A 22,955-nucleotide genomic window follows, 5' to 3' on the forward strand; every position below is an offset into this window, starting at 1 on the left:
AGTATATTTGCTTCTGTTTAGACATTTGTTTTAGTTGCATCTACATTAATCTCTTTTCACTCAGTTTAATTCCAATTGCTTATCAACGAATTGAAATCATTCGTCTGATTTTACATAGGTTATCTAGCAGTTTTACAAAGGATGGTCTTTAATATATAACGAGTGTACAAACGTATCTCTACTTATCAATATGTTTTTAGCTAAGCACCACTAATTACACTAATATCATTACCGACAACGACAGGTAGAGATGTTTCCATTTTAAGAAGATCTTTTAAGGGGGAAGTTTTCCCCCTCTAAATTAACAGCTACATCAATAACACCATTTTTAAAGTTAACAGGCCCGGAGTCCCTGCCCCAATACTGATTAACCTATTTTTGTTTTGTCCCAACTTATCTAATGTTTGATCAATCTCTTTAGCTATATCGGTTGACAGATGATTACCTTCTTGACTTTTATTTGTTGGAACCTCCCATTTGTAAATGATTTCACCATTTTGATTGACAAACACTACTTTAACAGTAGTACCATCTAGGTCCACATTCACTAACCATTTTTTATACATAATGCTTTATCCTCTTTTGACTTTTAATAACTGTATCGTGTACAATGAACACCTTTTTAGCTCATGTGTATATATCTAAATCAATCGTATGTTTCTGTATGAACGTCTTAATATAAATCATCCAGCAATAGGTTGAGCAGTTACCCAAAGTAAATATCCACAGCTCAGACAGTGGGCTTTAAAAGCTTGAACCTTTCACATTTCGTCTGTTATTTCAGGGATCCTCGAGCATAGCCGCAGCCCTATAAACGCTCAGTACATTTAAATGTTATCCTCTGCTAAGCTCGTAAGCGCTCTTGCTCATCAACACGTTCGTTGCTTGCAAAAGATTGCTTTTTATCCTTAAAGAAGAAAAAGAAGACTACCGCAACTACTAGCGCAATTGCTGCAGGATACATCCAGAAAATTTTCCATTGTGGAAGAGAAGCTGCTCCTTGTTTTGTGACCGTTTGATTAAACAGATTTCCTGCGATAAACGATCCAACAAACATGCCAATCCCTTGGGTAAACATGATTAATAACCCTTGTGCTTGACTCTTGATTTTTGCCGTTGCCATTGTATCCGTATAGATATACCCGGATACAAAGAAAAAGTCCCAACATAATCCATGTAAAGCGATAGCGATATACATAAATACTGTGATTGTTGAAGGTTCAGCGAAGGCAAACAACGACATGCGCATTACCCACGCAATCATTCCAATGAGGAACATGTATTTGAAACCCAAAAAACGGAAAGCTACAGGTATTAACAGCATGAATACAATTTCAGACACTTGGCCAATCGTCAAAACAGATGAAACATTCTCTATTCCCGCATCACCAAGAAATACGGAAGCAAAAGAGATATACGATGCATGGTCAATAAAAAGTAAAACCGTACAGATGATAAACACTAAATAGTAACGATTTTTTAATAAGCTCAATGCATCCAGGCAAAGGAAGTCACGCATTGAAAACGGTTTCCCTTTAGCCGGTGCTGGGGTATTCGGTAATGTAAAGCAGTATACTCCAAGGATAACAGATACAACAGCGCCAATTTGGATAGAGACTGGACTTCCTGAATAACCAAGACTTCCAATTAACACACCTGCAACGATAAACCCTACCGTTCCGCACACACGGATGATTGGGAAACTTTTCATAGAATCTTTTACATTATGGAAGCTTACATTATTCGTTAAGGAATACGTGGGATTAAAACACAACATATACAAAAACATAAGCCATAAAAAGGCTGTTCCATTACCTGCATAGACTTGTGCTGGAAGAAACCATAACACGATTGCTCCTACAATGTTCACAATCCCTAACACTTTTTGAGACGGAAAGAATCGATCCGTAATCATACCTAGGAAAAGTGGAGAAATCAAAGCAGCAATACCACCTATCGAGTATGCAGTTCCAATAATAGACGATAGCCCATGCTGACTCAGGATATAACCTAAAGTAGCAAACCATGTGCCCAAGACAAAATACTGCAGGAACATCATGGCTGAGAGACGTGGGATGATTAATACATTACGTTGCATGTTTTTCACTCCTATTGGTAAAATTAAATATTGATATTTGTGACATTCAAAAAATAAAATGTAACTTATGCGAAAAAAGATTTTAATTTATCTATTACGTTAATTAGAAATGGATTCAAAGAAAGATTGACGTTCATCCTTTGAACAACCAAGTTCCATCGAAAGGGTCGGATTGCATCTGTAGAAGTTCTACTTTCACTAAAATCAAAGAACTTTCATGTTAACTTTGCTTAGCTGAACTAATATACAGAGTTGCTCGACCATTGAGCTGTTTATATATTTTAGGTCCTTATTCCAAACTCAATATTTTTGATTAATACTTATTATTAAATCTTCAGCTGACTATGTCGAATGTTTCTTTTTTCAGCCTCATTTTGCAACCTTTACATCCTTTTTTACAAGTTTGAGCGTTTTTACTTACCTTTTCATTATTTAGTCTCTGTGCTCTCGATGCCCCTTTAGAACATCCCACACCCATTAGGTTATTTAAGATCATATCTTCAGTGTAGGAAACGATTACAAAATCATCCGTCATTTTTGTATCTGGAACTTCGTGTCTCTTAGCAATTTTCGTTCTATCTAAATCAAAAAATACACTTTTTTCTTCCATATATTCTCACCCCTTATGCAATGATAGCAGTTTTTGCTTACAGCTATTATCTCTGTGGGAATAGCTTATTTTATGGAACGCGTTCCAAGTCAATGGGTATTTTCTAAAATTTTATTAAGTGAAATTTTGGATATATCGTCCAGACATTTTCAATGTATTACTTTTCTTTTCATTGTTAATACACATAAATAAGCGTGTAAATCATTGAGTATAAAGTAAAATGTTCAACGACTTTCATCATTTACGATAGATTCAAACAAGTAGGAAGAGGGATTGTAATGTTAGTATTTATTTTGTTGTATGAAATTCTGTATACCACAAGACAGGGGAAAGAAGTGCTATCCCTTGTCATTCCTACATTTGTGACAGAGAGATTGACTATCGATAATAAAAATTTGTATTAACTGATCAGGAATATAGTGTACATAATCACTGAATCTATTATATTGTAAGAAAAGTAAAATATAGGTAATATAGGTTAAGATGTATCATCTAATCTTGATGGGCTTGATCCTACATTTCAATATGATGTGTCATATTTTAACAAGTAAAATAATGGAATTATGGAGAGGAGTATGTTTAGATGATTAAAGGAGTTATATTTGATTTTGATGGATTAATTCTTGATACGGAAACACATGAATATGAAGTTTTACAGGAGATTTTTCAAGAAAACAATAGTGAGCTCCCATTAGATATGTGGGGAGAAATAATTGGTACGATTTCTGATTTTAATCCTTTTAGCTATTTAGAAGAGCAAACAAAAAAGCAATTTGATCATGACGATTTGAAGAAAATTAAAATTAAGCGATTTACTGAGAGGCTAGCTTCTGAAAAAGCTCGACCAGGTGTTGAAGAATATATAGAAACTGCAAAATCATTAGGTTTGAAAGTAGGATTAGCTTCAAGTTCTAATTTACAATGGGTCTCCACCCATTTGAATAATTTAGGATTATTTAAAAAATTTGAATGTATTAAAACTGCTGACGATGTAGAAAGAGTCAAACCCGATCCAACTTTATATTTAGAAGCTGCAAAAGGCCTTGGCTTAAAGCCTGAAGAATGTTTAGCTTTTGAAGATTCTGCAAATGGGGCCTTGGCAGCAAAAAAAGCAGGCTTGAAATGTGTTATTATCCCAAATAAAGTGACACAAAACTTGAAGTTTTGTGAAGTAGAACATCGTCTTACTTCAATGGAAGAAATAAACCTTGAAAAACTTATCCAGGTTCTTCAAAGTTAGTGTGAATTCAATAAAAATTTTATAAAACTATCTTGAATAAACAAAACAGAAATAAAATTCACTTTTTCTTGAGCAATCTGATACCAACTAGTCCCAAAACAAGGAGTGTTTTTTTGTTTTGGCTTAAGAACAGTAAGATGTTCTATTCTAAAAAATTGTATTATCGTACAAAAGTTATGTTTTGAAGTTGGGACTTCCTTTTGAAAAAACGAAGTGCCACGCATCAAAAGTAAGGGAAATCGTGTTCAGTCCTCCAAGACAAAACAGACAAATGGGAATATTACCAAAAAGGGGCAAAAGAAATTACTTCACTCGAACTACAAAGGTTTGACTGCACCGCTGTATACATTTTGGTAAGATTTATGTGGAGCCAAAAGGTCCATGGGGAGGCTCTATCACAAAGCAACTGAACAAGTAGGCATGCACTTGTTTAAGCCAGTGAAATAAAGGGTGTCTTATGTAGGAGAAATAATTCCTAAAATAACCCATGAAACGTTTTGTGTTATTTTGAGTAGCGGATTATTACGAAGTTAAGCTTAGAAAAAAGAAATATAGTGCTTTGGGAAATATGTGAAAATAAATCTTCAAAAGTGAATGCAGTATAACAATAAGTGACCTTGTTTACTATCTTGGAGATCCACAAGGTCACTTACATAATATTCCTTCATTCATTATTTTAAGAGTCCCCTCATTTGCTTTTATATTAGTTTTCCGTTGATAATACATTCTCAATTTTTTGTATTAAATCATTGTCCAACTATATCTAAGCAATTTTTGAACATTTAGTACACTCATTAACATAGCATTCATGTTGTTCTTCCATTTCCTTGCCGCACTTTGAACATTTTTTAGCAGGTAAATTTTTAAAGAACTCAGTCATTTTCATCAACATATCCTTACCCCCGTTCTTAAGCTTGGTTTGTCTCGTTCATTTTTGAACATTTAGTACACTCATTAACATAGCATTCATGTTGTTCTTCTATTTCCTTGCCGCACTTTGAACATTTTTTAGCAGGTAAATTTTTAAAGAACTCAGTCATTTTCATCAGCATATTCCTTACCTCCCGCTTCTTAAGCTTGGTTTGTCTCGTTCATTTTTGAACATTTAGTACACTCATTAACATAGCACTCATGTTGTTCTTCCATTTCCTTGCCGCACTTTGAACATTTTTTAGCAGGTAAATTTTTAAAGAACTCAGTCATTTTCATCAACATATTCCTTACCTCCCGTTTCTTAAGCTTAGTTTGTCTCGTTCATTTTTGAACATTTAGTACACTCATTAACATAGCACTCATGTTGTTCTTCCATTTCCTTGCCGCACTTTGAACATTTTTTAGCAGGTAAATTTTTAAAGAACTCAGTCATTTTCATCAACATATCCTTACCCCCGTTCTTAAGCTTGGTTCGTCTCGTTCATTTTTGAACACTTAATACACTCATTGATCTAGCATTTATGTTGTTCTTCCATCTCCTTGCCGCACTTTGTACATTTTCCCCTGGTAAAATCAGTTATCTTTAGGAACATAAAGCGTTTTCTTTTTCTAGAAAGTTAAATAATGTTTATAATTTACATCTTTTATAAATCAGAATTACTTTATCTGCTTTTGTTATAGTTTCGCCTCCTTGTAAATCTTGTTAGGGATAAGGTTATCATCATTTCCATTGTGATTAACTTGAAAATTTTTGATGATCACCTTGTGAAAACAGCATATTTTATGGAACGCCTTTCATATCAAGTGTTTTTTTAAAAAATTAATTCGTCACTTAAATTCATATAGAAAGACAGTGGGAAATTAGAATTATTAAGTACATTGCAAAAGAATATGGGCGTTCATATCTATATTTTTTATATGTATTACAGGATTTTGGTATAGGTATTCTTCTGGGGGAAATTATCAATATTGGACAGAATGATACTATTGCTAAAAAAGATGCGTGGCTGAAATTTCGTTTAAATGGGGATAAAGTCATTGTTTTATAGAAAGAATGACTTTTTCTGTACTATAGTCCAAACAGATTATCTTTGGAGTAAAAATAATGCATATAATGAAACAGGACTACTTTAACAAGATGAATTCTGTGAAAAACGACATTAAGTTATGATTCCAATAGTTATATCATTAATTTTGCTTCTGGCCCTAAATATATTATATAAACATAATTATAAACCGGATTTTATTTCTTCTCATGAAAACTCTCCCATTTCTATCATATCTGTGATTCCTTACTTATTCTGTTGGTTAAATTCAGATCGTATCGAACACTTAGACGCATTATATACTTCTATCCTAGACGCTTCACCATATACACCAAGGAAATCAATAAAAGAAGTATAGAATAATTACATAAATATCAAACATAAGTTGGTCACAATCACAACCCGCTAGCACATTATCCAATGGATGTTTCCTCCACACACATTACTAAGGGATTACCTGCATTTTACCTCATGATTTCAATAACGATTAGGCATGTTCATGAGAAAAAGTTGTATCACAAATTTCATTGATTATTTATTTGTCTTTTTTTGTTTATATTTTAATGGGATTTGCAATTTTCACCAAGGTCGATTTTTATATCCAAATTTTCTTGTGTTTTCAAAAAAACACTCTTGACCTGAAATGCGTTCCATAAAATATGCTGTTTTCACAAGGTTATAACCGCTTTAACGAGTAAAAAATTAAATGCATAAGGAGAGGACTTCACATGAATAAAGCTGTAAAAAATCAAGGTAATCACGATGCATTAAAAATTACGCAGCCATTAAATGAACGCCCAAATAACGAGCCATTACGAGTATTAACGGAAGAGGAATTTAAATTTTGGAAAGAAAACGGATATGTAGTCGTTCGTAACGTTGTTCCGAAAGAATATATTGATCGAACAGTGAATCTCATTTGGGAGTTTGAAGAAAAGGACTCTAATGATCCTTCCACTTGGTACACAGCTCCACGACGTGAACATACAATGCCAGAGCTTCAAGGAGCTGGAATGGTAGAGCTATATAACCATCAATACTTCTGGGATAATCGTTCCTACCAAAAAGTATACGATGCATTTGTAGATATTTGGGGAACAGAGAAATTATGGACAACAATTGACAGATGTAATCTAAGCTTCCCAAATAAACCCGGTTTCGAATTTGAAGGGTTTATCCATTGGGACGGCAACACTTCATTAGATCCACTACCAGTGAATGTACAAGGGATTCTGTTCTTAACAGATACAGATGTAGAAAATGGTGGATTGAGCGTGATTCCTGAGTTATATAGAAACTTTGATGAGTGGGTAAAAACGCAACCAGCAGATCGCGATCCGTACCATCCAGATTATACGGGCTTTACACCAACTCCAGTAACGCTGAATGCAGGTGACTTATTAATATTCCATGTTATGCAGCCGCATGGTTTACGTAAAAATGTATCAGATACTGCAAATATTCACCAATACATTTCTATGTTCCCAGCACAGGAAGACAATGAGGAACTAAAGGAATGGAGAATTAAGCAATGGAGCGAGAGATTGATTCCAGAAGGTGCTGCTTTCCCAGGAGATCCTCGAAATTGGGAACAAGAAAAATACGAACGCGCTGAACTGACTGAACTAGGTGAAAAGCTGTTAGGACTTAAAAAATGGTAAAGTAGAATTCCACATATACTGTTTCATGGGCAAGTAGCCAGAAAAATATTAAGCCATGTAATGAATAAGGAGAGCTATTTGCAAATGGCTCTCCTTATATTAGTTCTGATGAAAACATGGTTATTAGGAAAAGCCTCTTCCAACCCATGCACTTGTTGTATAGAAGTTATCAAGTTAAAACGCTCTAAAGCCGGCAATGGATACAGCGACAACATTAGCAAAGCAAATTGACATACAAGAAGCTACTCTTCATTCGGATTAATGTATAAATCACTTAACTATATTAAACATGTAGGTCTTATAGCAAGGCTCTTAGTTGTCATATTAACAAAAAGTCGAAAAGTTACTTGTTTATCTAATTATAGTGAGCATTTAACAAACTCGAGCAGGAGGAATTTATAATGAGAATCTGTGGTGAGATATTCAAAACAAGATCTTATCCGAATTACGGACACAAGAAATTTAATTGCATCTCTTTTATTGAAGTTGAACATGAGGTTTTAATAGGAGAAGATAAACTTAAGATTATTCCAATTCTAAGCGAAGAATCAGATATTTCTGGGACTGTTGGGGAGAAGGTCGAGGTTCAAGGTAAAATTGAATGGAAGCGAATTATTACTTCTACAGGTAAACCTAGTTTTTTTCCGATTCCGGTTATGGTACTACAAGATATAAAAAGATTAGCCGTTGCACCAAAATCTGTTAATACAACTGTTAATAAATTTGAAACACGCATTATATTTGAGTAAGTGCATAGATGAACATCGTCATAATACGTATTAATTGACTAAACATAGAGATATTTCTAATCAGAGTGTGATAAACAATTAGATAAGTTAATCTTATGAGAATGGATCATAATACAATGATTTAAAGCTTCGTATGATCGTTCATGGTTGTAGAACCCCTAGATAGTTTATCAACTCTTTTTGAACTTCTCTAGGACTTCTGTAATCCTTAAGGTGCACCTCTTTATACTTGAAAATACGATTAGATAAGCCCTGCGATCATGTTATTCAGGCTCATCCTTTGCTATCTGCACATTAACTTATCCCCTTTATCTTCCAGACAATTCACCTAGACTTTTGCATTTGTTATAGCTTAATCAAAATAATCAAAATATTAAATGTTTAATTAAGTGAATGGTACCTTCTTACCCCTGGGCTTCGTTGTATACAGGCTTGAAGAAGGGGGATTCTTCCGAAGATTTGTTAAACCGCTAAAAATCTATAACTAACAAGCCAACTAAAATGGATTGAAAGTTCCTTTTTAAGTCACTCTATAGATATAACTTAGTTAATAAACCAATTTCTTGAGCACAGTAGCATAACTAAAAAATGGTAACTTCCTATAAATAACCAACATGAGATGGTAAAATGACACAAAAAATTATTTTTTTGATATGAACACTTCTTGATCATGATAAACGGCTACTTGTATCTACAAAACAGGCCATTCAAGCGTTAAAGGAGAAAGGGTATGAAGTAGCCATTGCAATAGGGCGTGCACCATTTATGTTTGAAGATCTGCGCAAAGAATTAGATATCCCAACCTTTGTAAGTTATAACGGTCAGTATGTCGTTTTAAAAAGTTCAGCAACAGTGAATACAGCTGGAGCTTGGGCATCCCAAGGAAAACGGGTATTAATTATTGATATGGATAACCAGGGGAATAGCATTTTATCGTTTGGGCAGAATCCGGACAGTTTTGAATATACAACTTATGATGTGCTTGTAGATGGGGACTAGCTGCAGAAGTTGCCATTGTGAATGTGCATGAGAATGTTGATGTTCTTCCAGCTAATGATGACTTTACATTCTTTGAATTTGACGTATTAACTGACAAACGATTCACAAAAGAGCAGTACTTTTTGTTATTGAAAAATGCTGTAAATCATCTCCGAAACGAGTATGATATCATCCTGGTGGATAGTCCTCCGACTCTCGCATTAACGCAAGGGAATATTCTTTCATTCGTGGACTATGTTATTATTCCATTTCAGCCAGAGCCGTATTCGCAACGCTCCTTGGTAAAAATGATGGATGCTATCGCTACTATGAAGAAGGATACAAACCCGGATATTAAAATCTTGGGTATCCTAGCAACATTAGTTGATACAAGAACAAATCTGTATACAACCATTTTACAAGAGTGCCGTTTTTTATGCCGACAAATGGGCTGGAAATTATTCAATACGGTTATCCCTAGATCCGTTCGATTTGCGGATGAAATTAAGAGCAAAGGACTTCCTGCTACTCTTAGTAAGTCAAGGGATCCAATTGTGCAGAACTATTTTGAATTAGTAGAGGAGATTGAGAAACAATGGCAAGACAAAAAGGCAAGGGTTTAAGTGGATTTGCGAGAGTTGCGAATTCTCCGCTGTTACATACACAATATATTAATTATAATGTTAACAATAGTGCTAATTCTATTGACCCGTTGGAAAAACTTCAGGCAGAGATCCCTGCAAAGGAACTGACAACTGTTATGAAGGGACTCTATTTTGATTCTGAAGTATGGGATGTTATTGAAGAGCAGTCTCAAAGATTAGGACGCGGTGGAAAGTCTAAATTAGTGAATGAAATCGTTAAAAACTATTTGCAGCAGAAGGGGCTTTTATAAGCCCTTTTTTGTTTGGAGATTAACTGTTCTGTTGATATCAGTAGATGGTTTGAGGAAAGAAAGGCTTGGGGTACTTAGTTATTCCTTCCTTGTACTGTACATATCCTCAATGATTCTACCAGGAGAAATGATTTTTTTCTTTTCCTTCATACTGTTTCAGTGAGAGGGTTACATCTATGTACTAATAGGGAATATCCATGTTTGAAAATGATTTATATAATTATCATAAAAATTAATATTAACATTAATGTTATTAATGATATCTACATTAAACTATTTATTGGTATTATTACTGTTCTTAAAACTTTAAATGGATATTGTTCTTTTATTCACCTCGTTAACAAAACAATTTCACATGCGTATTTTTAAAATTTAAATTATAAACATAAAAAGTTAAAGAGGTTCCTCTATCATTCATTTTTCCATTCTGTCAAAAAACATGCCTTTAGATACGTAAATAAGAAAATAGAGGTACCTAAGTAATATCATTAAGCAAGACCATGGCTTTATAAAGAAGCGAGCTCATCCCATGATAGGATCGAAATCGTCTCGAACTGCCAAAAAGATATCGAGTGGTATGGAAGCAATACATATGCTTCAAAAGAAGCAAGTTTTCTTATGGGAGAGGTCCGTCAAAAACCAGAAAGAATTTATACATCAGTTGTTTGGGTTTACAACAGAAGAAAGTCTACACTTTCATTGTATTTGCAACAGAACCTCTTAAAGCACAGGTAGAGTATCTAAAAAAGCACAATTCAAATCTACACGGGAAGGAGTGGTCTTAAGGGAAAAACGGTGAGTTTCTCGTATTTCTTTGATAAGGAGACCGCCAACAGAGGAAGAGCAAGATTATTAAATAATGATGAATAATCCAGGTTTGAACCTCCAAATAGTGTAAGATTACGTTTGGATGACACAAGCTCCCCTCCGTGATAATCCCAAAGAGAGAGAAACGTTTCAAGGGACAGAAATTGAGTTTTTTACAATTAATAAATGGATTTAAGTAAAAACTGAATTGACAAATGTTAGAACGATGATATACTAAATTCATAAGGTTACTTAGTAGACAAGTAAACAACATAACAATACTAAGAAGTCTTTAACTAAAATATAAAATGGCAAGTCATAATTTAATGAGGTGACTGATATGAAAGCGAATAATATTGAAGAATTAAAGCAAAAAGCAATTGAGCTTCGAAAGACAGCGCTTACAATGATTCATAAGGCACAATCTGGGCATCCAGGAGGTTCTCTATCCGCAGCCGATGTAATGGCAGCGCTTTATTTTGGGGAAATGAATATTGATCCTAATAATCCTAAATGGGAAGACCGTGACCGATTTGTTTTATCCAAAGGACATGTTTGTCCCATCCAATATGCAGCATTAACGTTACGAGGGTATGTACCGTATGAAACGATTTACACGTTAAGACAGTATGGATCTCCATTCCAAGGACATCCTGATATGAAAAAATGTCCTGGTATTGATATCTCTACAGGATCTTTAGGACAGGGACTTTCTTGTGCAGTTGGAATGGCACTAGCAGGCAAAAGAGATGAAAAAGAGTATCGGGTTTTCGCTATGGTAGGAGACGGCGAATGTCAAGAAGGCCAAATTTGGGAAGCGGCGCAAAGTGCAGTGAAATATCAATTAGACAATTTAGTTGTCTTTGTTGATGATAATGGCTTGCAAATTGATGGTACAACAGAAGAAATTATGCCAAATCTAGATTTGGAAAAGAAATTTGCGGCATTTGGCTTTGAAACGAAACGAATTGATGGGCACTCTATGGAAGAGATTGTTGCTACATTAGACGATGTAAGAGAAGCCAAAAATGGAAAGCCGAAGTGTATCGTATGTAACACGGTGAAAGGTAAGGGAGTATCTTTCATGGAAGATGTAGTCAACTGGCACGGTGTTGCTCCAAATGATAAGGAGTATGCTCAGGCAATAGAAGAAGTATCCGGGGGGTTAAAATAATGAGCGTAACGGCAGACAAAGTTGTAATGAAAAAAGCTACGAGAGAAGCCTTTGGTGATGAAATTGTCGAATTGGGCAAAAAGAATAAAAATATTTATGTAGTGGATATTGATATTGGTAAGTCATGTAAAACTACAGCATTTTCACAACAATTGCCGAATCAGCATGTGAATGTTGGGATAGCGGAGCAAAATGGTGCTGGCTTAGCTGCAGGACTTGCAACAACGGGTAAGATCCCTTTTGTAAGCACTTACGCAGTATTTGGTTCATTGCGAATGGCGGAACAGATCCGACAAGAAATTTGTTATCCGAACCTAAACGTAAAGATTGCTTGTTCTCATGGCGGGCTTACACCAGCGAATGACGGGGGAAGCCATCAAAGTATCGAGGATATGGGAGTATTAAGAACGATTCCAAATATGACTGTTATTATGGGTGCTGACTATCATTCTACTAGAAAATTAGTAGCACAAGCAGCAGAAATCTATGGGCCAGTATACCTTCGTTTTACTCGTGATACAATTCCGTTTATCTATGATGAAAATGAAGAATTTACAATTGGAAAAGCAAAACAAGTTCAAGACGGCAAAGATATCGCGATTATTGCAAATGGTGATACAGTGTATCTTGCTTTAGAAGCGGCTAAGCAATTAGAACAAGAAGGAATTTCTGTAAAGCTGTTAGATATGCATACGATTAAACCGCTAGATCGAGACGCTGTGGTTGAATGTTTAAACATTGGCAAAATCATTACGGTTGAAGACCACAATATTTTAAATGGTTTGGGAAGTGCAGTTTGTGAAGTAGTAGCAGAAGAAGGCAAAGGGCTTGTAAGAAGAATCGGGGTGCAAGATAAGTTTGGAGAATCTGCTCCGTATGAGAAATTGTTAGAGATGAATGGAATTACAATCGAAAATATAGTCAAAACAGCGAAAGAAATGCTGAAGTAAAGAATAAAGAAATCAAGGGGAGAAAATAGAATATGTTTAGATTAGATGATAAAGTAGCGATTGTTACTGGCAGTGGTTCCAAAAGGGGGATTGGACGTACAATCGCGTTAACACTTGCACAACAGGGAGCGGCAGTTGTTGTAGCTGATTTGAATATGGATGGAATTCAGGATACAGTAAATGCAATTACTGAAGCTGGTGGAAAAGCTTTAGGCGTAGAATTAAATGTAACGAGCAAAGAATCAAATGAAGCTATGGTTGAAAAAGTTCTTCAAGAATATGGAAGAATTGATATCCTTGTCAATAATGCAGGGATTTCACAAAAAGTAACGGTTGAAGATATGACACTTGAGGACATTACAAAAGTATTTAATGTCAATATGTTTGGATTATTCTTATGTACGCAAGCAGTATTAGAACCGATGAAAAAACAAAAGTATGGTAGAATCGTTAGTCTTTCCTCTGTTTCGGCTAAACGAGGAGGCGGCGTATTTGGAGGACCTCACTATTCCGCTTCAAAGGCTGCCGTATTAGGATTCTCTAAGAACCTTGCTCGTGAGGTTGCACTGGATGGAATCACAGTAAACTGTGTAGCACCTGGACTTGTTAATACGGACATTTGGAAGTCCCTTCCTGAGGAGCAGGCAAAGAATGTGATTGCAGGAATCCCTATGGGAAGACCAGGGGAAACGGAAGAAATTGCATCGGTGATTGCATTCTTAGCTTCAAAAGAAGCATCTTATATTACAGGTGAAGAAATCGATATTAACGGCGGTTCACATATGGACTAATTTATACAAAACCTTAATATACAGGCATCCCGATTCGGTATGCCTGTATATTACTATTAAAGGAATAAAAAGAGTTGATGGATAAACTAAGTCTACTTAGGGTCTTTTGTTGAAATCTTCTCATCAAACAATACTAATTTTAAATACTTAGATTTACTGCTCTTTTATGTGAATTTTCATCTAATTATGTATGGATAATTACTTGAAATATAATAAATAATATGGGGAGAAGTGATTACTATTATTAGTTTTAGTCCAGTATCTAGTAAGAAACTACATATACAAATATATAATCAAATTCTTTCGGAAATCCAATCGGGTTCATTTCAAATTGGTGATAAATTTCCAGCTGAAAGAGAACTTTGTGAACAATTTGGTGTAAGCCGTGCCCCTATCCGTCAGGCCCTCAGTGCATTAGAATTGAATGGTATGATTTATTCCCGTCAAGGCGAAGGTGTTTTTGTGAAAAGCAACCAGGCTGCATCCGATCAGCCTCAATCAGCCATCTTTTTTGATTCAATATCCCCAGAGGATATTGTAGAAGTGAGGATGAATATAGAGCCTGTTATAGTAAAGTTTGCAGCGCAAAGGGCTACAGATGAAAATATAGAGGATCTTCGTGCCACCATCAAACAGATGGAGGAAGAAACGAAGGCTGGTGTATATATGCCAGAAACAGATGAGAAATTGCACTGTGGTATTGCGAAGGCTTCCCGCAATGATTTATTTATTAATATCATGGCGGCTATTAGTAATGCAATGAAACAACAGGAAATGTGGACATTTATTCGGGATCGCACCGTAACCCGGCCAGACTATAGAGACGTTAACTTTAAAGAGCATCAACTACTGATTCAAGCGATTGCAGATCACAACGAGGAAGAAGCAGTGGAAATCATGACGAAACACATGCAAAACTTGTATGATCGGTATTGGAGAGATTAAATTTTGTAACTGGTTTGATGTCTTCTATACAGTACCGTTTACAAGGATAGCAGTATTATAAGGTAAGACCTTTTAATCATTATACCGTGTTTGTAGTCCTAGGTTAACACTCTCTCCTAATGACTATTTATTATCATGATATCATAAGAGTCCTTCACTAAAACTACGAAACTATTTTAATACCTACTTTAATAAATCAAGAGAAATTCACCTCACTGATTGATTTGAAGAGTATTCAACAAGCTTAACCGGCATGTAAACTCCCGATTCCTCCATTTTACAGAATGAAGGGGGAGTTTATTTTTTATCAATACAATACTAAACTGTGACGGCAGTTTAAGAATCAAGAGTTTTCTATAAGATTTAGAATAATTCTATACTCGTGTTGACAAACAAAATTAGCAAAGTTATACTTAAGTTGTAAGGTAACTTAGTATACAAGTTAACAAGAATACAAAAATAGAGGGAGGTTAAATAGAAAGATTGTAGGATTTCAAGAAAGAGCTGGCTATGACAATGACAGTCATTGAGAACTCTATTGGCAGAACTCATCTTTTATTTTACCGAAACACTTTAGAATTAATTTTTTGTAAGCGTTTAATGTAAACGCTCGCAAAAAAGGAAGGCATGAAAACGCGTCAGGAGGGGTTATTTTGAATCAACTCGCATTAGAACGTTCCGCTACGAGAAAAGTCACGTTACGATTAATTCCGTTTTTATTTTTATGTTTTGTAATAGCTATACTAGATAGGGTAAATATTGGCTTTGCTGCTCTGCAAATGAACGAAGATTTGGGTTTCTCTAATGCTGTTTTTGGATTTGGGGCAGGGATCTTCTTCCTTGGTTACTTCCTGTTAGAAGTACCCGGAAGTGCCATGATGACGAAAATTGGCGCAAGAAAATGGATTAGTAGAATCATGGTTACATGGGCTCTTATTGCTGTTGCAATGGCTTTCGTAAAAACCCCTATGCAATTTTATACAGCGCGATTTTTGTTAGGGGTTGCCGAAGCTAGTTTTTACCCATGTATGGTCGCTTATTTAAGCGGTTTTTATCAAACGAAACATCATGCGAAAGCGATTGCAGGATTTATGTTAGCGATACCAGGTGCGAATGCATTGGGTGCTCCACTCTCCACTTTCTTGCTAGGCGTTAACTGGTTGGGTATGGAAGGCTGGCAATGGTTGTTTGTTTTGGAAGCGATTCCATCACTTATCTTGGGTGTTGTATGTTATTTTTATCTTGATGACACGATTGAAGATGTAAAGTGGTTGAACAAAGATGAGAAACAATGGTTAATTGATGTTACAACAAAAGAAAACCTTGAAAAGCAACAAGTAAAACACTACACATTCGCTCAGGCTTTAAAGGATCGTGATGTTCTCATACTATCCGCAGGATATTTCTGTTGGATGGTAGGTTATTACGGAATCAACATGTTTTTACCAACCATTTCGAAAGGCTTATCTGAGACAACAGGCCTTAGTACCCAAAATATGGGCTGGATTTTAGGACTTATGTATGTGTGTGCGATGGCAGCGTTGTTCCTAGTTGGGAACCATTCTGACAAGAAGAATGAAAGACGCTGGCATGTGGCGGTATGTTTAATAGTAAGTGCGATTGCCATGATGATTAGCAGCTATGTGGCAAGTACAAGCATTGTATTATCGTTTGTATTTCTGACTATCGCTTTATGCGGAGCATTTGGTGCATACTCTCCATTTTGGGCAATTCCGCCTTCTTTCTTAACGGGAGCTGCCGCTGGCGGTGCAATTGCACTCATTAACAGTATTGGAAATCTTGGGGGATTCTTTGGACCATACATTGTAGGGTACATTAAGGATATAACAGGATCCTTTACGACTAGTATGATTTTCATGGGAAGCAGCATGATTCTAGGTTCTTTCATTATTCTTGCCTTAGTCAAACAATCAGGAAAGGCCCTAAGTCAGGATAGCGAAAAAAAACTAGAAAAATCTAGCTGATACAAAAAGTAATTTTAAATAAGATTCCAGTGGCTACGTTTATCTAGCCGCTGGAATTTCTTCATAAACTACCAAAATTCTTAATGATTCTGGTGCAAATATGATTTTTTTTTTAGAGACATAGAATCTCAAATGACACTACTCCAAATCACTTATGTATCAATTCAATCTCACTTCATCTTTAAACGTAACTCGACCGGATTATAGGGATGTTAATTTTAAGGAACATCGATCATGAATTCGAGTGATTGCAGATCACAATGAGCAAGAAGCAGTCGAAATCATGACGAAACATATGCAAAACTTATATAATTGGTATTGGAGAAATTGCTCTAAGAAAATTGAAGGGCATTAAATAAGCTTAAATAAATATAATCTTACATAATAAAATTCCCCATCTAAAAAAGGAGGGGAATTTTTTCTTTTTCATGGATTTAATGCTATGTTGTAGTATCGATGTACGAATTATGAATGTTTTGTAGGATTTGTATTAAGCGCAGAATCGTATTGACAAACAATACTAGTAAAGTTATACTCATATTGTAAGTTAACTTAGTAGACAAGTTACAAAGGATACAAGATAAAAAGAGGGTGGATAGACAGTTTTTAATCATTTGAAAAATGGAGACCATAAGAGAGAAATTTATTGAAGGTTCCATTGACATCAGTTTTCGTTTTGTTAAATGGATCAGAATAAAAGTGTTTTTGAAAGCGTTTAATATAAGGGGTTACCTTAACCCTCGATGAAATGAAGGTTTGAAAAAAGAAAGGTTTGAAAGCGTCAGGAGGAATTATTTTGAATCAACTTGCATTAGAACGTTCCACTACGAGAAAAGTTACATTACGATTAATTCCGTTTTTATTTCTATGTTTTATAATCTCCATACTAGATAGGGTGAACATTGGATTTGCTGCTCTGCAAATGAACGAGGATTTGGGTTTCTCTAACGCTGTTTTTGGATTGGGAGCAGGAATTTTCTTTATTGGTTATTTTCTTTTAGAGGTACCAGGAAGCGCCATGATGACAAAAGTTGGTGCAAGAAAATGGATTAGTAGGATTATGGTTACATGGGCTCTTCTAGCTGTCGGAGTGGCTTTCGTACAAACTCCCCTGCAATTTTATATAGCGCGATTTCTGTTAGGGGTTGCGGAAGCTAGTTTTTATCCATGTATGGTATTTTACTTAAGTGGTTTTTATCAAACAAAACATCATGCGAAAGCAATCGGAGGATTCATGTTAGCAATACCAGGTGCGAATGCATTGGGTGCGCCACTCTCTACTTTCTTGCTAGGTGTTGAATGGTTAAATATGTCTGGCTGGCAATGGCTGTTTATTTTGGAAGCGATTCCGGCTCTCATCTTAGGTGTTATCTGTTATTTCTATCTTGATGACACCATTGAAGAAGTAAAATGGTTGAACAAGGATGAGAAACAATGGTTAATTGACGCTATAACAAAAGAGAATCTTGAAAAACAACAAGTAAAACACTATACGTTCGCGCAGGCTTTAAAGGATCGCGACGTTCTCATCCTATCTGTAGGATATTTTTGCTGGATGGTTGGCTATTATGGAATTAACATGTTCTTACCTACCATTTCTGAAGGTTTAGCTGAGGCAACATCTCTTAGTATGCAAGATGTGGGCTGGATTCTAGGACTTATGTATGCCTTTGCCATGGTAGCGATGATTTTAGTTGGGAACCATTCCGACAAGAAAAATGAGAGACGTTGGCATGTGGCGGTATGTTTAACAGTAAGTGCGATTGCCATGATGATTAGCAGCTATGTTGCAAGTACAAGCATTGTATTATCATTTGTGTTTTTAACTATCGCTCTATGCGGAGCATTTGGTGCATACTCTCCATTTTGGGCAATTCCCCCTTCTTTCTTAACAGGAGCTGCCGCTGGAGGAGCCATTGCACTCATTAACAGTATAGGAAACCTCGGTGGATTCTTTGGACCTTACGTTGTGGGATATATTAAGGATACAACAGGATCCTTTACGACAAGTATGATTTTCATGGGCATCAGTATGATTATAGGTTCTTGTATTATTGTCTTCTTGGTAAAACAGTCAGGGAAGGCTCTAATTCAGAGCACCGAAGAAAAACTAAAAAAATCTAGTTAAGAAAGACCATTATATAGGATTTAATCCTAAATAAATTCCAGTGGCTATGCTTCTCTGGCTGCTGGAATTTATTCATAAACTACTAAAATTCTTAATTACGTAAGAGGTGTATAGCTCATGAATAAACTAGGGATCTTAACAAGTGGTGGAGATGCCCCGGGAATGAATGCCGCTATCAGGGCTGTAGTAAAAGCAGCAAATCACTATCATCTAGAGGTAATGGGCATACAGTGTGGATACCAAGGTTTAATTGACGGTAAAATTCATCCCTTAACTTCTTCAGCGGTAGAGGATATTGCAGAAAGAGGCGGCACGATCTTAAAAACGTCTAGATCCTTAGAATTTATGGAGGAAACGGGAAGAAAAAAAGCTCTTCAGGTTTTAGAGAAATTTGGTATACATTCTTTAGTTGTAATAGGTGGGGAAGGGTCGTTACAAGGAGCCGAAAGATTACATGAGCTAGGTGTGAAAGTAGTTGGTATACCTGGAACGATTGATAATGATTTGGCTTATACAGATTATTCCATTGGGTTTGATACGACGTTAAATACAGTATTGGATTGTATTGGTAAAATTAAGGATACTGATTTTTCCCATGATAAAACGACTATTGTCGAAGTGATGGGAAGATATTGTGGTGACTTGGCCTTATATTCAGCCTTAGCAGGTGGAGGAGAAATCATATCTACTCCAGAGAGAAAGTTAGATTTTGCTACTATATGTTCAAAGCTGCATGCAAGAATAAGTAACGGAAAACATGATAACCTCATCATCGTGACCGAAAGAATGTATGATCTGCAGCAATTACAACAATACATTGAAGAAAAGTTGAACCTTAGTGTAAGAACTACAGTGTTAGGTTTTATCCAAAGAGGAGGACAACCATCAGCATTTGATCGGGTATTAGCAAGTAAGCTGGGCATTACGGCAGTCGAATTGCTGGTAAATGGATATTCAGGCCGGGCTGTTGGCATGAAAGAGAATAAAGTGATCCATGAAGAACTTGAAAATGTGAATGCCAAAAGAACCGATAAGCAGGATCAATATAGATTATTAGAAACACTTTTACACTAGAAATACATGAGGAGGAAGAAACATGAAAGTGGCGATTGCATCTGATCATGGGGGTATGAATATTCGTAAGGAAATCATCTCATTAATGGAGGAGATGAATATAGAGTATGTAGATTTAGGATGTGAGTGTGATACCTCTGTTGATTATCCGGATTATGCCCTTCCAGTCGCTGAAAAGGTAGAAAGCGGTGAAGTAAATCGAGGGATTTTAATCTGCGGGACAGGTATTGGGATGAGCATTGCAGCCAATAAAGTGAAAGGAATTCGTTGTGCGCTTGTGCATGATACGTTTAGTGCTAAGGCAACGAGAGAACATAATAATACAAACATATTAGCTATGGGAGAGCGTGTGATTGGTCCGGGATTAGCCCGTGATATCGCAAAAATATGGCTAACAACACCTTTTGAAGGCGGCAGACATGAAAATCGTGTCAATAAAATAACAGTATATGAAACGACTAATGAATTGGTAAAGTGATTAATGTGTTGAACTATGATTGATCCCGCGAAGGGAAGATGGACAATGATTTGTGAAATCATTAACTCGATAACAAACAAGAAGGTAATAAGATAGATAATCTATGAGAGTTCGTATGTAGATGATTTAGTTACATATAGACTCTTATAGGACATAAAAGTTAGGGTCTATTTATTAAGGAGGATATTTATATGGCTTTAGTTTCAATGAAAGAAATGTTAAAGAAGGCGTTAGCAGAGGGCTATGCGGTTGGGCAATTCAATATCAATAACTTGGAATGGACACAAGCGATTTTATCTGCCGCTGAAGAGGAAAAATCACCAGTAATCCTTGGTGTTTCAGAAGGGGCTGCTCGCTATATGGGTGGTTTTAAGGTAGTAACAGCTATGGTGGAAGCTCTTATCGAGGAAATGGGTATCACTGTTCCTGTAGCTATCCATTTGGACCATGGATCTAGTTTTGAAAAATGTAGAGCAGCCATTGACGCTGGTTTTACATCGGTGATGATTGATGCTTCTCACCATCCATTTGAAGAAAATGTGGAAACAACTAAAAAGGTAGTGAATTACGCCCATGAACGTGGTGTATCTGTAGAAGCGGAGCTAGGTACTGTTGGCGGACAAGAGGATGATGTAGTTGCAGAGGGAGTTATCTACGCAGATCCAAAGGAATGTGAGCTGTTAGTAGCGCGTACTGGCATTGATTGTCTTGCGCCTGCGTTAGGTTCTGTTCATGGTCCTTATAAAGGTGAGCCAAATTTAGGATTTACGGAAATGGAGCAAATTTGCAAAGCAACTGGTTTACCTTTGGTTTTACACGGTGGTACGGGCATTCCAACCAATCAAATTCAAAAATCAATCTCATTAGGAACAGCAAAAATTAATGTAAATACAGAGAATCAAATTGCATTTACGAAAGCAGCACGAGCGATATTAAATACAGATTCAGAAGTATACGATCCACGCAAATTTATTGGTCCAGGCCGTGAGGCGATTAAAGAAACCGTTATTGGAAAAATGCGTGAATTTGGTTCCTCAAACAAAGCGTAATGAATTAGAAAAAAATAAGGTAACTAAAGGGGATAGAAAGTTCATCTTGTAGTTACCTTTATCTTGTTTGTAGATGGATTACGAAAAAAATTATAAGAAACAGGACCTTTTGATCTCTTTACTTTTTAGATAATTACTGGTTATCTTCGATTCCTTGCTGTAACTCCTAGAAAATATCAATTTCTACGCTTCTCCAAAAACTTTAATTTAGTGTCAGCTATCAAGAAAAGAGACAATGGCATACAAAGGCCAAACACGAGAGAATAGGGTGTCCAAATGTTTGCCATAAAGTCAATCAAATAACTCATATCTGGTGTTATAACAGTGGATAGGGTCATCAGAACCATGGCGAGTGGAAGCGTCAACGGGCGATAATCCTGCATCTTCAACGTTCGGGCAAGCACTAGTGTGGATACATAATCAGTGGCGTACCATTATATATGAAAAGCAGAGAAAAGATGGATTCAAAAGCCAGTAGACGATAAAGTATTCTGGTGCAAAATCCTTTTTTAAACATAACTTTAATTTTTAGAGTAGATCAAACATAATTTCAATGTCAAAGGGAGAAAAAAGCAGTATGAGTCTATTAGATGCAAAAGTCATTAATACTGTACATGGTTTAGAACTCTATTTAGATGTGGCAGAAAATATTGAAATAAAAGAACTTCATGTTCCAACCATGGATAGTCCATTTTATGAAGTTCAGTTTGGGATTGAATATTTTCTTTTAAGGGAAGGGAAATATTATTGTAGTCAAGTAAATTATTTTAATCTCTGTATGAATCATGATTTTAGTTTGATTACATTAAAAGAAACCGAGATGAAAAGTTTATTTGCAGTGAAAAGTGAAAATGAGAGAGCATCGACAAAGAAACTTTTAGGAGAATGGTTTATTAAAACAAGTAGTTATAAAGAATCTATAAATGAACGTATAAAAAAGGTGAGAAAAGAAGATGTTTGCACAACAGAAGACATTCAATACAAAATAGAAACGATAAAATTCTTAGAAAAATTACTTGAATTAACAACTGAAAATATTGAATCAGCTCCTGTAGAAAAGCCAGTTCAATTAAAAGTTTTACCAGTATTTTGATGTTCCAAAGCCCTGGTGAAAAATGAAATTACCCTTATTTTGTTGGGTATTTAGAAATCTATCAAATTAAAGTTATATTGTCCTCAAATTCAAAAACGCCTTATTCTGTTCTTATATTACTAATAAAGAATGACATCCTTATAAGATGAGCTGAATATAAAGACAATATGTGGGTAACACATTCAATCGTTATGCGGTCCAAATCTGGAACATTTCGTTTTGTAGTGAGGAAAAACAGTTTAAAAGGAACCTCAGATTAGTAATGAAGTCA

At 35.8% G+C, this 22,955-nt stretch carries 21 protein-coding genes and 2 pseudogenes; 16 read left to right on the top strand and 7 right to left on the bottom strand.

Annotation, left to right across the window (positions count from 1 at the left end):
• Nucleotides 1–308: 308 nt before the first annotated feature.
• The 3 genes from AAHB12_RS28380 to AAHB12_RS28390 form a co-directional block, all read right to left on the bottom strand.
• Nucleotides 309–566 carry a hypothetical protein gene (locus tag AAHB12_RS28380; RefSeq protein WP_342048509.1) on the bottom strand — a complete coding sequence of 86 codons (258 nt, stop codon included), beginning with the start codon at nt 564–566 and terminating at the stop codon, nt 309–311.
• 278 nt (nt 567–844) lie between these two features.
• Complete coding sequence (locus AAHB12_RS28385) at nt 845–2,098, bottom strand: MFS transporter (protein WP_342048510.1); 1,254 nt, start codon at nt 2,096–2,098, stop codon at nt 845–847.
• Nucleotides 2,099–2,432: 334 nt separating this feature from the next.
• On the bottom strand, nt 2,433–2,708 hold the full coding sequence (locus AAHB12_RS28390) for a hypothetical protein (RefSeq protein ID WP_342048511.1): 276 nt from the start codon (nt 2,706–2,708) through the stop codon (nt 2,433–2,435).
• 583 nt (nt 2,709–3,291) lie between these two features.
• On the opposite strand from AAHB12_RS28390, the gene AAHB12_RS28395 reads away from it, so the two are divergent.
• The gene (locus AAHB12_RS28395) at nt 3,292–3,948 is read left to right on the top strand and encodes an HAD family hydrolase (protein ID WP_342048512.1); all 657 of its coding nucleotides are present in this window, start codon (nt 3,292–3,294) and stop codon (nt 3,946–3,948) included.
• 763 nt (nt 3,949–4,711) lie between these two features.
• On the opposite strand, the gene yhfH (AAHB12_RS28400) is transcribed toward AAHB12_RS28395, so the two are convergent.
• From yhfH (AAHB12_RS28400) to yhfH (AAHB12_RS28415), 4 genes are read right to left on the bottom strand one after another with little or no spacing between them, the layout of a single operon-like run.
• Nucleotides 4,712–4,840, bottom strand: coding sequence for a protein YhfH (yhfH, locus tag AAHB12_RS28400; RefSeq protein ID WP_342048513.1), 129 nt, complete (start codon nt 4,838–4,840; stop codon nt 4,712–4,714).
• 16 nt (nt 4,841–4,856) lie between these two features.
• A complete protein-coding gene (yhfH, locus tag AAHB12_RS28405) occupies nt 4,857–5,000 on the bottom strand; it encodes a protein YhfH (protein WP_342048514.1) in 144 nt (47 codons plus the stop codon).
• 19 nt (nt 5,001–5,019) lie between these two features.
• Nucleotides 5,020–5,163 carry a protein YhfH gene (gene yhfH, locus AAHB12_RS28410; RefSeq protein WP_342048515.1) on the bottom strand — a complete coding sequence of 48 codons (144 nt, stop codon included), beginning with the start codon at nt 5,161–5,163 and terminating at the stop codon, nt 5,020–5,022.
• A 25-nt stretch (nt 5,164–5,188) separates the two neighbouring features.
• Complete coding sequence (gene yhfH, locus AAHB12_RS28415; RefSeq protein WP_342048516.1) at nt 5,189–5,326, bottom strand: protein YhfH; 138 nt, start codon at nt 5,324–5,326, stop codon at nt 5,189–5,191.
• A 1,329-nt stretch (nt 5,327–6,655) separates the two neighbouring features.
• On the opposite strand from yhfH (AAHB12_RS28415), the gene AAHB12_RS28425 reads away from it, so the two are divergent.
• From AAHB12_RS28425 to AAHB12_RS28495, 15 genes and pseudogenes are all read left to right on the top strand, one after another.
• Nucleotides 6,656–7,588 carry a phytanoyl-CoA dioxygenase family protein gene (locus tag AAHB12_RS28425; protein ID WP_342048517.1) on the top strand — a complete coding sequence of 311 codons (933 nt, stop codon included), beginning with the start codon at nt 6,656–6,658 and terminating at the stop codon, nt 7,586–7,588.
• A gap of 401 nt (nt 7,589–7,989) precedes the next feature.
• Nucleotides 7,990–8,337, top strand: a complete 348-nt coding sequence (locus tag AAHB12_RS28430; RefSeq protein WP_342048518.1) for a hypothetical protein — start codon at nt 7,990–7,992, stop codon at nt 8,335–8,337.
• A gap of 657 nt (nt 8,338–8,994) precedes the next feature.
• Nucleotides 8,995–9,938: pseudogene (locus AAHB12_RS28435) on the top strand (AAA family ATPase); the annotation flags it as partial.
• Nucleotides 9,911–10,210 carry a hypothetical protein gene (locus tag AAHB12_RS28440; RefSeq protein ID WP_342048519.1) on the top strand — a complete coding sequence of 100 codons (300 nt, stop codon included), beginning with the start codon at nt 9,911–9,913 and terminating at the stop codon, nt 10,208–10,210. The pseudogene AAHB12_RS28435 and the gene AAHB12_RS28440, both read left to right, overlap by 28 nt.
• A gap of 469 nt (nt 10,211–10,679) precedes the next feature.
• Nucleotides 10,680–10,934: pseudogene (locus AAHB12_RS28445) on the top strand (DDE-type integrase/transposase/recombinase); the annotation flags it as partial.
• 414 nt (nt 10,935–11,348) lie between these two features.
• A complete protein-coding gene (locus tag AAHB12_RS28450; protein ID WP_342048520.1) occupies nt 11,349–12,191 on the top strand; it encodes a transketolase in 843 nt (280 codons plus the stop codon).
• Nucleotides 12,191–13,141: a transketolase family protein gene (locus tag AAHB12_RS28455; RefSeq protein WP_342048521.1), complete on the top strand. Its 951-nt coding sequence runs from the start codon at nt 12,191–12,193 to the stop codon at nt 13,139–13,141. Before AAHB12_RS28450 ends, AAHB12_RS28455 begins: the two co-directional genes overlap by 1 nt.
• A 32-nt stretch (nt 13,142–13,173) precedes the next feature.
• On the top strand, nt 13,174–13,932 hold the full coding sequence (locus tag AAHB12_RS28460) for an SDR family NAD(P)-dependent oxidoreductase (protein ID WP_342048522.1): 759 nt from the start codon (nt 13,174–13,176) through the stop codon (nt 13,930–13,932).
• 231 nt (nt 13,933–14,163) lie between these two features.
• On the top strand, nt 14,164–14,877 hold the full coding sequence (locus AAHB12_RS28465) for a FadR/GntR family transcriptional regulator (protein WP_446715629.1): 714 nt from the start codon (nt 14,164–14,166) through the stop codon (nt 14,875–14,877).
• A 653-nt stretch (nt 14,878–15,530) separates the two neighbouring features.
• Nucleotides 15,531–16,862, top strand: coding sequence for an MFS transporter (locus AAHB12_RS28470; protein WP_342048523.1), 1,332 nt, complete (start codon nt 15,531–15,533; stop codon nt 16,860–16,862).
• A 796-nt stretch (nt 16,863–17,658) separates the two neighbouring features.
• Nucleotides 17,659–18,990 (top strand): MFS transporter, encoded by a 1,332-nt coding sequence (locus AAHB12_RS28475; RefSeq protein ID WP_342048524.1) that lies wholly within the window; start codon nt 17,659–17,661, stop codon nt 18,988–18,990.
• A 117-nt stretch (nt 18,991–19,107) separates the two neighbouring features.
• On the top strand, nt 19,108–20,064 hold the full coding sequence (pfkA, locus tag AAHB12_RS28480; RefSeq protein ID WP_342048525.1) for a 6-phosphofructokinase: 957 nt from the start codon (nt 19,108–19,110) through the stop codon (nt 20,062–20,064).
• A gap of 22 nt (nt 20,065–20,086) precedes the next feature.
• On the top strand, nt 20,087–20,542 hold the full coding sequence (gene rpiB, locus AAHB12_RS28485; protein ID WP_342048526.1) for a ribose 5-phosphate isomerase B: 456 nt from the start codon (nt 20,087–20,089) through the stop codon (nt 20,540–20,542).
• Nucleotides 20,543–20,733: 191 nt separating this feature from the next.
• Nucleotides 20,734–21,591, top strand: a complete 858-nt coding sequence (locus AAHB12_RS28490) for a class II fructose-bisphosphate aldolase (protein ID WP_342048527.1) — start codon at nt 20,734–20,736, stop codon at nt 21,589–21,591.
• A gap of 577 nt (nt 21,592–22,168) precedes the next feature.
• Entirely contained in the window at nt 22,169–22,684 is a 516-nt protein-coding gene (locus AAHB12_RS28495) for a hypothetical protein (RefSeq protein WP_342048528.1), read from the top strand.
• Nucleotides 22,685–22,955 lie beyond the last annotated feature (271 nt).

It is taken from the genome of Bacillus sp. OTU530 (assembly GCF_038440375.1).

Coding starts and splice junctions, on each gene's coding strand:
- AAHB12_RS28380 (WP_342048509.1), bottom strand. CDS start 566: ATGTATAAAAAATGGTTAGTGAATGTGGACCTAGATGGTACTACTGTT.
- AAHB12_RS28385 (WP_342048510.1), bottom strand. CDS start 2,098: ATGCAACGTAATGTATTAATCATCCCACGTCTCTCAGCCATGATGTTC.
- AAHB12_RS28390 (WP_342048511.1), bottom strand. CDS start 2,708: ATGGAAGAAAAAAGTGTATTTTTTGATTTAGATAGAACGAAAATTGCT.
- AAHB12_RS28395 (WP_342048512.1), top strand. CDS start 3,292: ATGATTAAAGGAGTTATATTTGATTTTGATGGATTAATTCTTGATACG.
- yhfH (WP_342048513.1), bottom strand. CDS start 4,840: ATGTTGATGAAAATGACTGAGTTCTTTAAAAATTTACCTGCTAAAAAA.
- yhfH (WP_342048514.1), bottom strand. CDS start 5,000: ATGCTGATGAAAATGACTGAGTTCTTTAAAAATTTACCTGCTAAAAAA.
- yhfH (WP_342048515.1), bottom strand. CDS start 5,163: ATGTTGATGAAAATGACTGAGTTCTTTAAAAATTTACCTGCTAAAAAA.
- yhfH (WP_342048516.1), bottom strand. CDS start 5,326: ATGTTGATGAAAATGACTGAGTTCTTTAAAAATTTACCTGCTAAAAAA.
- AAHB12_RS28425 (WP_342048517.1), top strand. CDS start 6,656: ATGAATAAAGCTGTAAAAAATCAAGGTAATCACGATGCATTAAAAATT.
- AAHB12_RS28430 (WP_342048518.1), top strand. CDS start 7,990: ATGAGAATCTGTGGTGAGATATTCAAAACAAGATCTTATCCGAATTAC.
- AAHB12_RS28440 (WP_342048519.1), top strand. CDS start 9,911: ATGGCAAGACAAAAAGGCAAGGGTTTAAGTGGATTTGCGAGAGTTGCG.
- AAHB12_RS28455 (WP_342048521.1), top strand. CDS start 12,191: ATGAGCGTAACGGCAGACAAAGTTGTAATGAAAAAAGCTACGAGAGAA.
- AAHB12_RS28460 (WP_342048522.1), top strand. CDS start 13,174: ATGTTTAGATTAGATGATAAAGTAGCGATTGTTACTGGCAGTGGTTCC.
- pfkA (WP_342048525.1), top strand. CDS start 19,108: ATGAATAAACTAGGGATCTTAACAAGTGGTGGAGATGCCCCGGGAATG.
- rpiB (WP_342048526.1), top strand. CDS start 20,087: ATGAAAGTGGCGATTGCATCTGATCATGGGGGTATGAATATTCGTAAG.
- AAHB12_RS28490 (WP_342048527.1), top strand. CDS start 20,734: ATGGCTTTAGTTTCAATGAAAGAAATGTTAAAGAAGGCGTTAGCAGAG.
- AAHB12_RS28495 (WP_342048528.1), top strand. CDS start 22,169: ATGAGTCTATTAGATGCAAAAGTCATTAATACTGTACATGGTTTAGAA.